This is a genomic window from Chenggangzhangella methanolivorans (assembly GCF_019797865.1).
GTDB classification, from domain to species: Bacteria; Pseudomonadota; Alphaproteobacteria; order Rhizobiales; family Methylopilaceae; genus Methylopila; species Methylopila methanolivorans.
Genome location: NZ_CP081869.1, coordinates 3,215,430 through 3,228,257 on the forward strand (window position 1 = coordinate 3,215,430; position 12,828 = coordinate 3,228,257).

General features: G+C 65.0%; 17 protein-coding genes. 16 read left to right on the forward strand and 1 reads right to left on the reverse strand.

The features are described 5' to 3' along the window. The first annotated feature begins 34 nt into the window (after positions 1–34). From K6K41_RS16850 to K6K41_RS16885, 8 genes are all read left to right on the forward strand, one after another. Complete coding sequence (locus tag K6K41_RS16850) at positions 35–1,312, forward strand: tyrosine-type recombinase/integrase (protein ID WP_261401465.1); 1,278 nt, start codon at positions 35–37, stop codon at positions 1,310–1,312. 773 nt (positions 1,313–2,085) lie between these two features. After that, positions 2,086–2,283 carry a helix-turn-helix transcriptional regulator gene (locus K6K41_RS16855; RefSeq protein WP_261401466.1) on the forward strand — a complete coding sequence of 66 codons (198 nt, stop codon included), beginning with the start codon at positions 2,086–2,088 and terminating at the stop codon, positions 2,281–2,283. A 66-nt stretch (positions 2,284–2,349) separates the two neighbouring features. After that, a complete protein-coding gene (locus K6K41_RS16860) occupies positions 2,350–2,487 on the forward strand; it encodes a hypothetical protein (RefSeq protein WP_261401467.1) in 138 nt (45 codons plus the stop codon). A 66-nt stretch (positions 2,488–2,553) separates the two neighbouring features. Continuing rightward, entirely contained in the window at positions 2,554–2,736 is a 183-nt protein-coding gene (locus K6K41_RS16865) for a hypothetical protein (RefSeq protein WP_261401468.1), read from the forward strand. Between the two features lie 105 nt (positions 2,737–2,841). Further along, positions 2,842–3,039: a hypothetical protein gene (locus K6K41_RS16870; RefSeq protein WP_261401469.1), complete on the forward strand. Its 198-nt coding sequence runs from the start codon at positions 2,842–2,844 to the stop codon at positions 3,037–3,039. A gap of 490 nt (positions 3,040–3,529) precedes the next feature. After that, complete coding sequence (locus K6K41_RS16875) at positions 3,530–5,095, forward strand: AAA family ATPase (RefSeq protein ID WP_261401470.1); 1,566 nt, start codon at positions 3,530–3,532, stop codon at positions 5,093–5,095. A 112-nt stretch (positions 5,096–5,207) separates the two neighbouring features. Then, complete coding sequence (locus tag K6K41_RS16880) at positions 5,208–5,459, forward strand: hypothetical protein (RefSeq protein WP_261401471.1); 252 nt, start codon at positions 5,208–5,210, stop codon at positions 5,457–5,459. Beyond that, positions 5,456–5,713 (forward strand): hypothetical protein, encoded by a 258-nt coding sequence (locus tag K6K41_RS16885; protein ID WP_261401472.1) that lies wholly within the window; start codon positions 5,456–5,458, stop codon positions 5,711–5,713. The genes K6K41_RS16880 and K6K41_RS16885 overlap by 4 nt, the downstream gene beginning before the upstream one ends. On the opposite strand, the gene K6K41_RS16890 is transcribed toward K6K41_RS16885, so the two are convergent. Continuing rightward, the gene (locus K6K41_RS16890) at positions 5,688–5,903 is read right to left on the reverse strand and encodes a hypothetical protein (RefSeq protein ID WP_261401473.1); all 216 of its coding nucleotides are present in this window, start codon (positions 5,901–5,903) and stop codon (positions 5,688–5,690) included. The genes K6K41_RS16885 and K6K41_RS16890 overlap by 26 nt on opposite strands. A 487-nt stretch (positions 5,904–6,390) precedes the next feature. On the opposite strand from K6K41_RS16890, the gene K6K41_RS16895 reads away from it, so the two are divergent. The 8 genes from K6K41_RS16895 (at position 6,391) to K6K41_RS16930 (ending at position 12,705) form a co-directional block, all read left to right on the forward strand. Then, positions 6,391–6,861, forward strand: a complete 471-nt coding sequence (locus K6K41_RS16895) for a hypothetical protein (RefSeq protein WP_261401474.1) — start codon at positions 6,391–6,393, stop codon at positions 6,859–6,861. A gap of 399 nt (positions 6,862–7,260) precedes the next feature. Continuing rightward, positions 7,261–7,599 carry a hypothetical protein gene (locus K6K41_RS16900; protein WP_261401475.1) on the forward strand — a complete coding sequence of 113 codons (339 nt, stop codon included), beginning with the start codon at positions 7,261–7,263 and terminating at the stop codon, positions 7,597–7,599. 100 nt (positions 7,600–7,699) lie between these two features. Continuing rightward, entirely contained in the window at positions 7,700–7,918 is a 219-nt protein-coding gene (locus K6K41_RS16905; RefSeq protein WP_261401476.1) for a hypothetical protein, read from the forward strand. 8 nt (positions 7,919–7,926) lie between these two features. Beyond that, positions 7,927–9,297 carry a hypothetical protein gene (locus tag K6K41_RS16910; RefSeq protein ID WP_261401477.1) on the forward strand — a complete coding sequence of 457 codons (1,371 nt, stop codon included), beginning with the start codon at positions 7,927–7,929 and terminating at the stop codon, positions 9,295–9,297. A 51-nt stretch (positions 9,298–9,348) separates the two neighbouring features. Further along, a complete protein-coding gene (locus K6K41_RS16915) occupies positions 9,349–10,587 on the forward strand; it encodes a tape measure protein (protein ID WP_261401478.1) in 1,239 nt (412 codons plus the stop codon). After that, positions 10,542–11,558 carry a hypothetical protein gene (locus K6K41_RS16920; RefSeq protein WP_261401479.1) on the forward strand — a complete coding sequence of 339 codons (1,017 nt, stop codon included), beginning with the start codon at positions 10,542–10,544 and terminating at the stop codon, positions 11,556–11,558. The genes K6K41_RS16915 and K6K41_RS16920 overlap by 46 nt, the downstream gene beginning before the upstream one ends. Then, positions 11,555–12,439: a hypothetical protein gene (locus K6K41_RS16925; RefSeq protein WP_261401480.1), complete on the forward strand. Its 885-nt coding sequence runs from the start codon at positions 11,555–11,557 to the stop codon at positions 12,437–12,439. The genes K6K41_RS16920 and K6K41_RS16925 overlap by 4 nt, the downstream gene beginning before the upstream one ends. Further along, positions 12,436–12,705, forward strand: a complete 270-nt coding sequence (locus K6K41_RS16930) for a hypothetical protein (protein ID WP_261401481.1) — start codon at positions 12,436–12,438, stop codon at positions 12,703–12,705. Before K6K41_RS16925 ends, K6K41_RS16930 begins: the two co-directional genes overlap by 4 nt. Positions 12,706–12,828: the final 123 nt, after the last annotated feature.

Consider the following 12,828-nt stretch of genomic DNA (forward strand, 5'->3'; position numbering starts at 1 on the left):
ATTGGACACGTGTTGGACACGAAGCGGGGCGCGCGTGGCGAAGACGGTACGGGACGCCAATCTTGAAACGAGGACTGCGCGAGCGCGTCTGACGCCCCGCGGTAAGCCTTATTACCGGAACTTAGAGCCCGGGCTTCACATCGGTTATCGCAAGCCGGCGAAAGGCGCCGGGAAGTGGGTCGCCCGGCACTATGTCGGAGAGCGCGACTATGAAACCGAGACGCTGGCGACAGCCGACGATTTCTCGGACGCGGACGGCGTCGCGATCCTCAGCTATCGGCAAGCGCTTGATTTGGCCCGCGCCCGCATGGTCAGCCGGGCGCATGCCGCAGCAGGCAAGACGGGCCCGCTGACAGTCGCCGATGCCATCGCCGACTATCTCGATTTCGTTGATGCGAACCGCCGGTCAGGCGTCGACGCCCGAGCTCGGGCCAACGCATTCATCCTGCCGACGTTCGGCGCCAATGAAATCGAGAAATTGACTGATCGCGAAATTACCAAATGGCTTCGCGATCTCGCCCTGGCTCCCGCAAGGATCCGAAGCAAGAAGGGGCGCGACCAGCGCTTCAAGCCGGTGGCTGATGATGACGAGGGTAGGCGTCGTCGTCGCGCTTCCGCCAATCGAACGCTGACGATCCTGAAGGCGGCTCTCAATCGCCAGTGGCGGGCCGGCCGCGTGTCGTCGGACACAGCATGGCGGCGCGTAGAGCCCTTCGAGAATGTCGACGCCGCGCGCGTGCGTTACCTGTCGCTTGCCGAAGCCGGCCGGCTCCTGAACGCCGCCGAGCCGTCGTTCCGAGCTTTGCTTCGCGGCGCGCTCGAGACCGGCGCCCGGTATGGCGAGCTCTGCGCGCTGGAGGTGTCGGACTTCAATGTCGACAGCGGTACGATCGCGATCCGGAGATCAAAGTCGGGCTCGCCGCGCCACATCATCCTGACCGTCGAGGGGGCGGCGTTCTTCAAGCGCCACGTCGCAGGCCGCGACGGTCGTGAAGTGATGTTTGTCCGCTTCGATGGAGAGCCGTGGAAGGCTTCGCGGCAAGCGCGGCCCATGGCCGAAGCATGCGCGAACGGCAAGGTCACGCCGCCGATCTCATTCCACGGCATGCGCCATACCTGGGCGTCTCATGCGGTCATGAACGGCGTGCCGCTGCTCGTCGTCGCGAGGAACCTCGGGCACGCCGACACGCGCATGGTCGAGAAGCATTACGGCCACCTCGCTCCGTCCTTCGTCATCGACGCCATCAGGGCTGGTGCGCCGAAGTTTGGAGGTGGCGGGGACAATGTCGAGCAAATGAGGGCCGCGAAGTGAGGGTGCCTTCAGGTTGCACAACGATCGCTCAGTTCATTCAGGAGAGGACGGCTGAATTAGGCTTCGAAGACGATGCCTATGAAGAGCTCCTGACCCTGCTCGAAGCAGGGGAGCGCACAGCGGTCGCCGTCAATCCGTCGACAGGCAGGATGGTCGACCTAATGACTGATCGCTGGCGCCGCGCCGATGCTATGCAAACCTTACGAGAAGGGCGGCTATGGCAGCGCGGACGTGTGCGAACCGTCTACTCGAGTTGGATCCACAGCGACCGTCCACCCCGAAAGAGGCCCGGACAAGTATGCGGACGTATTCCTGAAGAACGCAGACGATGCAAGCCGGTCAGATCCTGAGCCCACCACGGGCGATCTTAAACTTGGCGAACCGGCTTCGGCTGTAATTTATCGGACAGGAGCGCCAGGCAGACCGACAAGCACCGACCTAGTGATCGGAGAACTTCACGCCCGAATAGCTGACGGTCAGCTAGAGCCAACGCTAGCGAAACAAGCGCAGGCGCTCTCAGCATGGCTTGCTGAACGACACCCCCAAGCGGCACAACTGAAGCCGACCTCTATGGAGAACGCGATACGAAACGTGTGGCGTGGCAATGGTTTAGGTAAACCCATTAAAACAAACGCCAATGGCTAATTTAATGGCGATTTTCGTGGCTTAGATCAGCGCGAGCATCCGAACACCGCAATGAACGCGGGTGTTCAGAGATGCAGCGCGGAAGCATCTCGCTAGCCAAGCACCCGCCCTCAATAGGGTGTTAGCAGATGCAAAGCCTTACGATCGAAGACTGGTGCAAGCGGCACGGTCTCTGCCGTTCGACCTTCTACAATCTCCAGAAAGCCGGCAAAGGCCCGCGCCTGATGAAGGTGGGCGCCGTCACGCGGATCTCGGAGACGGCTGACCGCGAGTGGGTCGCTGAGCGTGAAGCCGAGGCCATCACCTCCCGCCAGGAGGCCGCTTGATCCATGGCCTCCAAATGCGAAACCCGCGCGGCGGTGGCACGCCGGCGGGTCTCGGAAGCTGTCTTCGTGGGCACGATCGACGCTTCCGAAAATACTCTCCCTGTCGCTGTCGTCAATCTCAGACAGCGCTTCGGCCTCTCCGCCGAGGTCGCGTCGCTGGTCGCTCAGCTTGCGGGCATCGGTCCGCGGGAGGCGCGGCGATGAGCGCGAGCATCCTTCCCTTCCGTCCGCGCTCCAGCGCTCCGATGTCAGGTCCTCCCGCTGCCGCGGGTGGACGTCTGCGGTCATCACCCCGACGGTCGACCCGACCTCATCGTCTTTGACGTCGAGTATGTGCGTCACGACGGGCCCGACGGGTTCGACGTGCTCGGCACCTTCAACAACGCGTTCGAGGCGGAAGCTTTCGCCGATCGCTGGATGGCGGCCAATCCCGACATGGGAGGCGGCCGATGAGCGCGAAGATCCTCTTCTTCCCCACGTCGCCGGCCCAGATTCATTCCCCGCGTCGAAGTTCGTGAGCATTGGACGCGCGGCGGCGAGCTCTGCTTCTGGCGTGTCATGGCGCTCGACCACAACGGCGAGCACCTGATCGAGAGCTTCCCAGACCCCGACGAGGCCACGGAGTTCGCCGAGGGCTTCCGCATCGCCTACCGCGAAGTGTTCGCACAGGACATCGCGAGGCGGCGGAATGCCGCTCACCGGCAGTGCGGCCAGGTTCGGCTGTGGTGCGTCGAGGATCATGGAGGCGCGGCGTGAACGTGCACTCCCTTGATCTCGCATCAGTCGCCAAGGCGCTCGGCGGCGACGTTTCCGGTGGTCAGGTGCTTGCGCCTGGCCCCCTTCACTCCGCGAACGACCGCTCGCTTGCGGTCAAGCTCTCGCCCATGGCGACCGACGGTTTCGTGGTGCACTCGTTCTCGACAGACGATCCCATCGCCTGTCGGGACTGTTCGCGAAAAATTGGGTCTTCCGGCCTTCCAGCCCGCTGCTCCCGCGAACCGAGACCAGTGGTGGACTCACGAGTACGTCTACCGTCAGCCGGACGGCTCGCCGTACCTGCGCGTCCGCCGGACGAAGTCGAAGGACTTTCCTCAGCACCACTGGGACGGCTTCGCGTGGGGCGAAGGGAAAGCCGGCCGGTCCGAAGATCCCATATCGGCTTCCGGAGCTCCTCGCCGCGTCGCAGGAAGGCGTTTTTGTCTGCGAAGGCGAGAAGGACGTCGATCGGCTCGCCTCGCTCGGCTTCGTGGCGACGAGCGCATCCGAGGGCGCCGGGAAATGGACGTCGGACCTCGACCAGTGGTTCGAAGGACGCACTGTCTGGATCCTCGCGGACAATGACGAGGCCGGCGAGGCGCACGCCCTCGACGTCGCGCGTCACCTGCATCCGGTCGCCGCGAGCGTCAGCATCGTGCGCCTGCCTGGTCTGCCGCCGAAAGGCGACGTCTCAGATTGGCTCGATGCGGGCCATAAGCCTAGAGCGGTCGTCGACTCGATCGGAGACACCCTCGACCCGCCGAGCGACCTTCTGGGGATCGCCAAGGCGACTCCAAAATTTGACCCCGCCGCCGCTCAGCCAAATGTCGCACCGACAGCCCCGGCCCCGAACGCAATCAAAGCCACGCCCTTCACCTGGCGCGACCCTTCGCAGTTCCCCCGTCGCGAATGGCTGCTCGGGCACGACTACTGCCGGCGCTACCTGTCGGGCCTCATCGCCCCGGGCGCGTCGGGGAAGTCCGGCTTGATGCTTGCAGAGGCGCTTGTGCTCGTCACCGGTAGGCCTTTGCTCGGGACCGCGCCGCGCGAGACGGTCAAGGTTTGGTACTATGGCGGCGAGGATCCTCAGGAAGAAACCGAGCGCCGCGTCCTCGCGGCCATGAAGCACTACGGCATCGCTCCAGTGGAGGTCGACGGGCGACTTTTCCTGACGTCGGGCCGCGACGTGCCGATCAGCATTGCGGACATGGCTGACGGGCGCGCCAAGGTCGCGACGCCCGTCGTCGAGGCGATCGTCGCCCAGATGGTCGAGAACGAGATCGGCGCGATGCTCGTCGACCCGTTCGTCTCGACCCACGGCGTCGGCGAGAACGACAACGTCGCCATCAACCTTGTCGCCCGGCAATGGGGCGCGATCGCCGAACGCACCAACGCCGCGATCGGCCTTGCGCACCACTCCAGCAAGCCGGGCGGCGAGACCGTCACGACGGAAAAGAGCCGCGGCGCGAGCTCGCTCATGGACGCCTGCCGCATTGGGCGCGCCATGAACAAGATGACGAAGGCGCAGGCCGACGAACTTGGCGTCGAAGAGCCCAATCGGTTCTTTCGGATCGGCGGCGCCGACAGCGCCGGCAAGCACAACCTCGCGCCTCCGACCGACAAGACGCATTGGTATCGGCTGGCGTCGGTCTGCCTCGAGAACGGCAAGCCGGCCGGCGGCAACGCCTTCCAGAACATGGCGCCGGATCTCAGCGATTGGGTCGGCGTCGTCGAGACCTGGGAGCCGCCGAGCCTCATGAGCCACGTCGACAACGTGGCGCAGCTGGAGGAGATCCAGCGGCGGGTGGGGCGCGGCAAGTTCCGTGAAAGCTACAACTCAGCCGAATGGGTCGGTGGCGTCGTGGCCGACGTGCTCGAGCTCGACGCGATGAACAAGGGCCATCGGGCTCGCATCCGTCGACTGCTAGCCGTCTGGTACGCGAGCGGCGCGCTCGAAATTTACGAGGAGAAAGACGACCACCGCGAGGTCAAAAAATACGTCCGCGTTGGCTCCGGCGATGACGGTTGCCGTAGCTCTGCCGGAGTACGGCAATGAGGTACGGCACCACGGCAGAAAAGGTGCCGTGCCGCACCTCTTATAAGTGCGGCGCGGCTACTGCGGCACGGCGGCTTTCCTTACAGAGGTACGGCACGGCAGGAGGTCGCCCATGACCGCCGCCGAGATCGCGGCCTGTCAGGCTGCGCTCGACGCCGCCGAGCAGGCTGCCGAAGCGCTCCGTGCCGTGCTGCATGGCGAGCGGCCTCACGTCGCTCCGACCGACGCGCTTCGCCTGAAGCAGGCGCAGGCCGAAACCGGCTGGAGCGAGAAGACCGCTCGACGGTGGGCCAAGAAGCTCGGCTTCAAGGTTGGAGGCGTCTGGTACATCGAGCGCGCCAAGCTGCGGACGGTGGCGCCATGAGAGATCGCATCGTCGCCCATCTGCGGAAGAACGACCTCTCAAGTCTGGTCGTCCGCCTCACCACCTTTCGCGGCCGGCGCTGTGTCGACGTGAGGGTCTACGACGACCCGGTCTTCGAGAAAGGCTTCGCCGCTACCAGCGTCGGCGTCTCAATCCGGCCAGATCTCCTGCGGTCCATGATTGAGGCGCTTGAGGCTGCGGAGCAGGCGGCGATCAGGGAGGGGCTGATCAGTCCGATAGTCCCGCCGTGTTGAGCATGCCGTTTCGAATCAACACCAGTGTCCGGAACTCGCGCCACTGCCGAAGATCCGCTTGTCGCGCAGCAACGCCGAAGTCCGTCTCCAAGCCAAATTTTTTCACCGAGAATGACATGGCGATCGCATTACTGAGGGCATCCTCAGCTTCAGCAACCTTGCGCTCTGCGTATCCAAGATCACTTTCCATGCAACTGCGACGCGCAAGGGAGGCCGAAGGTTCACCATATAGACGATGGTTGCTTTACAAGTCGTTCAGCGCCCACCGCCGTCTGTCATTCCGCCGTACAGTCAGGTGTGCATCCGCAATCCGTCCCCACGAGTATCTCGCACGACGGCGAGGTGCCATGGCGTACATCATCAGGTTTTCCGACGGCTCTGCGACGTTCGAGATATCGGCTCCGACATCCGATGCCGCCCGCAATCTGGCGATCTCGTTGCGCAAAGCCGAAGCCAAGGACGTAGGCGTCTGGACGTTGGATGGACAGCCAGCCTTCGTCGCAGACTCTGACGGGGCCCCTGGACCCCAAAACCACCAAGGGTAATTCGCGAGCCCGGCACCTTTCTAGGCACAGCCCTCCTAAAGGGGTCCGCAGCAAATTCGCAAGCCGATGATCGCTGATATTCGAACTGCTTTGCATTCATGCACTGCGGACATGTCCGCACCTTGGAGGCCGATGATGGCGACAGCCGCACAGTGCGCCGAGCACCTCTTCCTGAAGCCACGCCGCTTCCACGAACTGCTCGAGCAGGGGATCCTCACCCGTCAGGCTCGCGGCTCATACGATCTCGCCGCGATCCGCGAGCAGTACCTCGCGCACCTCCTTGAGGTCGCTGCCAGCCGCGGCGAGGACGCGCCAGACCTCAGCCAGGCTCGCGCTCGATTGGCTAGCGAGCAAGCCGACGCTCAGGCGATGAAGAACGCGACGATGCGCGAAAGCCTGCTCGAGCGCGAAGATGTCCGGACCGCGGTGGCGACTGCGTTCGGTCGCGTCCGCGCAAAACTCTTGGCGCTGCCGGCCGCTCTAGCCCCGCAGGCGGTCGAAGCTCAGTCGATCGCGGAGACGCGAGCGGTTCTCGAAACCGGCGTCTGGCAGGCGTTGAACGAGCTCGCGGCGACGAAGGTGGTTGGGTGTCTGCCACGATAGAGCGAGCCTCCAGATCGGCCCTATGATGGGCCGTCAAAGCTTTCAGTTGCGGTTTGACGAAGCCCTCCTAAAGTCACCACCTCGCGTCGATGCAGACGCTCTCGAGGGTGGTTCTCATGAAGTCTGCGCTTGCCGCCGCCGTCGTGGGCTCGCTTACTTTGATGAGCGGAGCCGCTTATGCTGAAGATAGCGACGTTCAGTCAAGCGCCGCAAGCAAAGCCGCGCCGTTCGCTAAGGTAAGCAAGCCTTGTGGCACGGAAGGAAAACTTGTATTTCTGCCTAAGTTTAAAGCCGGACGATCGGGGGCCAAAGCTAGCTACGGTCTACTCAGTAAATTTTCCGTCCAAAGGGACGGCTGTAGTTAACTGGAATGGGTCGGTCTTTTGCGACGTTATGAGTGTGCCAGACGTGGGGCCAACTCAGTACAATCTGCGTGTGGGTGAGACGTCTACATTTGTCGATCTCGCTATTACTCAGGGCTCTCAGTCCATTGTATACAACGCGCCCGGCGCACTAACTGTCGGTGACACCGCTATCAATTATGTGCCGCGTGAAGTTGGCTTCGCGCAGATCTCACGGACATTCTTAGTTCCGGCACCATTATCCAAAACCTTCGAAGTCAAGCCAGGAAAGCAGACCTATCAAGTCCTGGTCAGGGCGGACTTCAGAAAGTTTGGCAATCCGGCCTTCTGCAATATTAACGGCGGGACCATGAGCATTCAGTTTTTCCCAAGATGATCTGACGTCTGTCTCGGGACGAAGTGTCCACTTTTGACCACCCCAATGTCCAGTTTTGGCCAGTCGACCTGACCCCCGCGCTCGCGCGATTTCTGCGGGCATGGCCGAGATCATCTCCTTTCCCGCCAGACTTACCGCAGCAGTTCCGACCGAACTGGCTGACGCCGTTCGTCGCGCCGCCGAGGCTCGCGGCCTGACGGCCGCCGACTATCTCCGCGGCGCGACCATGGCGCGCCTGATGCTCGACGGCGTCCCCTTCCGCCCACTCCCCAACCTAATGCGCGTCGCGACCCGTGGCGGTCGCTCGCGCGTGCTCTGAGGAACCGCATGGCCCGCAAGCTTATCGATCGCCTGACCGGCAAGCAGTCCGCCGAGGACGTCATCCGCGGTCTGGAGAAGACCAAGGCCGACCTCGAGGCCAAGTTGCCCTCGCTAGAGGCCGCGAAGGCTGCCGCGCTCGACGAACGGCGCGAGGCGCTGATCTCGGGCGTCGAGGCCGGACACGCCGCGAACCGGGCTCGCCAGGCAGAGGATGACCTCGCGGCCGTCGCCGACGCCCTCGCTGAGGTCGAGCGCCGTCTTACCGACGCCGTCGCCCGCCGTGACGCCGAAGCCGCCCAGGCCGAGCGCGAAGCGGTCGCCAAGGGGCTGGAGGACAGCGCCAAGGCGATCGTGGCCGCGGCGAAGGACATGGCAGCCGCGGTCGAGGCGGTCGCCAAGGCCCATGCCCGCATGCAGCTGGCGGTGTCCGCGAAGGCCGCGCCTCAGGTTATGGCGAACCGCGAGAGCCTGAGCCCTGTGCAGTTCGCCGATGGCGTGCTGCTCGAGGCGCTGGTCGCGGCGCTGCCGGACATTGGGGTTCGCGCCGATCTCTATCCCGCGCATTACACCCGCGAGCGCACCGTCGAAGGTCGTTCGGCCGCGGATGCCGGCGCTGCAGCTGCCGAGCGTCTCCGCGATATCGCTACTGAAGTCCGCGATGGCCATGCCGGCGCTCTGGCCGAATGGCGCGCCAGTGGACCGCGTATTCATGCTAGCGAGCCGCCCGCGATCCCCGTCCATCCGAGCGCGTGCTTCTCCTACGTCGACCACCACGGCCAGGCGCGCCGCGTGACGCCTCTGGACTGCTATCTGCCGGAGCCCGTAGCGGTCGCGGCAGTCGCCAAAGGGCTGGCGGAAGATGCGCCGAGCATCGCGACGCAGACGGCCCGAAACCAGTGGGAGCGCAAGCGTGAGGCGACGCCAGCCGAGAACTTGTTCGACAGGGTCGAGGGTCACCGATCTCGGCGTCGATTTACGGGCGCTCGCGGAGGCCGAGGAAGAGCGCCAGCGGACTTCCGCGCGCGACGCGGAAGCCGTCGCCCGCGCCGAGCTCGAGCGGAGGGCGGCTTGATGGACTGCGAAGCCCCCGCCACCCGTGCCGACCTCGAGACCATGGTCGCTGACGCCCGGCGCGTCGCCCCGCTGAATGTCCCGCAGGACGCGGTCGACCGCCTCGTCGCCTCCGGCGCCTCACCGACGCGGGCTCGGGCTCGGCTGTTCGAAATGGTGTGGGGCCATAGCGTCGCTAAGCCCGGACGCCCGTGGCCGCGCATCTCTTGGGAGGCCGCGCCTGATGAACAGCCGCACGCTTTCCCAGCTTCAGGTCGAGATCACCGCGAACCTTGCGCCGCTCCGCGCCGCGCTCGCTGCGGCTGACCGCGAGACGGCGGCCTTCGGTAAGCGCGCGGCGGCGCGTTTCGCACGTCGATGACGTCCGCAGGTACGGCTCTCGCGGCGGGTGGCTTCGGCCTCGCAGCGATGCAGGTGGTCAACCTCTCGGACAAGTACCGCGGGCTTCAGAACAGCCTCAAGGTTGCGGGCCTCGCCGGCGCCGAACTGACCGCCGTCTACAAGACGCTGACCGCTCAGGCCGAACGCAACTTCGCGCCCGTCGAGGCGATGGTCGGGCTGTTCTCGTCGACCTCTCAGGCCGCCAAGGATCTCGGGGCGTCGACGCAGGACATCCTGAAATTCACCAACGTGGTCGCGCAGGCGATGCGGATCGCGGGCACGAGCCCCGAGGCCGCGTCCGGCGCGCTGCTCCAGCTTGGGCAGATGCTCGGCTCGTCGCGGGTGCAGGCGGAGGAGTTCAACTCGGTCGCCGAAGGCATCCGGCCGCTGATGCAGGCCGCCGCTGACGGCATCGACGAGGCCGGTGGGTCGATCTCCAAGCTCAAGCAGCTGGTCGCCGCCGGCCAGGTCTCCAACAAGGCGTTCTTTGAGGGCGCGCAGGTTGGCGCGCAAGCCTTCGAGACCAAGCTCGCGAGTTCGACGACGACCGTCGGTGGCTCGCTGACGAACGTCCGGACCGCCCTGACGAACCTCGTCGGCGCGATCGACAATGCGTCCGGGTTCTCCGACGATCTCGTGGCCGGCTTCGAAAACCTTACCAGCGCGATCAAGGCCACCGAGAATCTGATCGGCAAGTTCAGCACGGAGTTCGCCGCCGCCGGCCGCTTCCTCGATGGCGTCAAGGCCAAGGTCGACTATCTTGCGGACGCCATCGGCCGCCTGACTGGCCTGAAGATCATCGGCGAGACGCTGAGCTCGCTTGCCGGGCTTAGCGACGGCAACGAGATGGCGGGCCTGAAGGCTCAGGCGTCGGTCGAGGCGCTCGAGCGCGGGATCGCCTCGCTGACGGCGCGCAAGGCCGAACTCAACAAGGTTATGGGCGACAACCCCAACTTCGCGACCACGCTGACGGCTATGGGCCAGGAGATCGATCGCGCGACGGCAAAGCTCGACACGATGCGTCGGGCTGCGGCGGGCGCTGGGCTTGGCGGGACCGCGCAGGCGATCATGGACGCCACGCCGGTTGCGGACCTTCCGGGGTTTTCGATGCCGGCGGGAAGAGCGGGGCGAAGCGGATCAGTCTCGCCGACTACAAGGTCGACGGCGGCGTGGACAAGGCCGCCGAACGCCAGTCGAACCGCATCAAGGAACTGATCTCGGACCTCGAGGAAGAGATCAGGGTTTCGGGCCTTTCAGCCGTGCAGCAGGAGGTGTCGGCGAACCTGCGGCGCGTGAATGCCGATGCGGCGTCCAAGGAAGGCAGGCAGATCGCGGCGCTGACAATGCAGCTGGAGCGCCAGCGGCAGGCGGCGCGCGATCGGGACGACGACCTTCGCTCGCAGCAGTCGATCCGGGCGAGCCAGCAGGACCTGAATCTCATGATGGCCGGCGCCGGCGTGAAGGCGATCGAGGCGACCCGCTACGCCCGAGAGAAGCTGTTCGAGATCGAGCGTCAGGCTGCGGAGAACGGCGCCGAGTGGGCCCGGCAGCGAGTGCAGGGCCTACAGCAGGAGGCCGCGCTTGTCGGCACCCTCGCCGAGAAGGCCAAGCAGGCGGACCTCTATCGCGACGCCATCTTCGAAAGGCAGAACCTAGGGCGGTCTGAGGCCGAACAAGGCATCTACAGCCGCATGAATAGCGCCGGGCTCTTGAACGCCAACGGCGAGATGGAGGGGCCGATCAACAACGCGATAGCGGCCCAGATGCGGTTCAACGATCAGCTTCGCGAAGCGCAGCAGATCGCAGGCGATTTCACGACCGGCTTTTTCTCCGACCTCCGCAATGGCGTAAAGTGGACGCAAGCCCTCGGAAACCAGCTTGGCAAGCTGGGCGAAGACATGATGAACCAAGCCCTGCGAGACCTTTCGAGCAAGGCCGTATCCACGTTGATGGGAGGCGGGCCGGCAGCCGGGCTAGGTTTCAAGCGAGACGGCTCGTCGGCGAACAACGCGTTGTTCGTGACGTTCGGGGGCGTCGGCAGCAATCTGCCTTTCGACGCCGGACCTAGCTTGCTCAATCAGAAGATGGGTGGCTTTGGCGCTAGGCGTGACGCTGTAGCCGACGCTGGCGGCTGGCTCAAATACGCCAACCAGGGCGCCACCCGCAGCCTTTGGACCCCAAGTTGACCGAGGCCTTCAGCTTCCTGAAGGACAGGGGCATTCAGATGGAGGTCTTTTCGGGCGGCCAGCCCGGCAAGGGTTCGGGCCTTCCGCGAGTGGGGTCTACCCGCCACGACCACGGCATGGCGGCCGATGTCTTTTTCTCGAAAGACGGCCGCCGCCTCGATTGGGCCAATCCGCAGGATCAGCCGATCTTTCAGGACATTGTCAGCCAGGCGCGCGCGAACGGCGTCACCGGCTTCGGTGCGGGGCCGGGTTACATGCAGCGCGGCAGCATGCATGTCGGCTTTGGCTCCCCCGGCGTCTGGGGAGCGGGCGGGCGCGGCGCGAATGCGCCGGGCTGGCTGCGTGAGGCCTACAACTCGCCGGGTGCCTCGCAGCTTCCGCAAGCCCTCAAGCAGTCCACCCAGCAGGTTCAGGATTTCACCGCGAACTTGAACCCCGCGACGCAGGGGCTCGGCACCTTCGGGCAGGGCCTTGGCCAATTTGGAAACGCGCTATCCGGTGTGGGAGGGCAGGGCGGCGGCGCGGGCATCCTCGGAGGCATCTTCAGCCTCTTCAGCGGGTTTGCTGGTCTCTTCGATGAGGGCGGCTCCATCGGGGCCGGAAAATGGGGCATCGCCGGTGAACGCGGCCTTGAGCTCGTGCGCGGCCCTGCTTCCGTCACCTCGCGTCGCGAGACGCTTGCGATGATCAAACGGCCTTCGCTCCCGGGCCCGTCGGGCGGCGGCTCGCGCTCGTCCAGCTACCGCGGCGGCGACATCATCATCCAGGGCAACGTGGACAAGAACACGATGCCGGATCTTGAGGCCGCCATGGCGCGCAACCGGCGGGAGATGGCGGATCAGGCGCGGTATGACCGCGAGAACAGCTGGCGGTTCGAGTGATCGAACGTCTCAACGTCAGTGACATCGGCCGCCGCTGGGGCGCTGTCTGGGCTCAGCGCGCCATCGTCGAGGCGGTGAAGTCGGACGGCGCGCTTCCGTCCAAGGCAAACGCCTCGATGGCAAGTGACTTCAACACTCGCGTCGCCGAGCTTCGAGAGGCGGGCGTCGGGCAGGAGGGGGTGGCAGCGTTTACGGCTGCCGCAACCAAGGAGATGGATCGCCGCCTAAGTCTGGCGACGCGAGCGATCGAAATCGGAGAGAGATGATGCCTCAAGCAATTGTCGCGCTGATCGGTGGTTCGGCGCTCGTCACCGGCGCCGGTTCGCTGACCGTCGGGCAGATCCACTTTCGATGACCGCGACCAACGTCCTCTGCGATCCGGCCGGCGT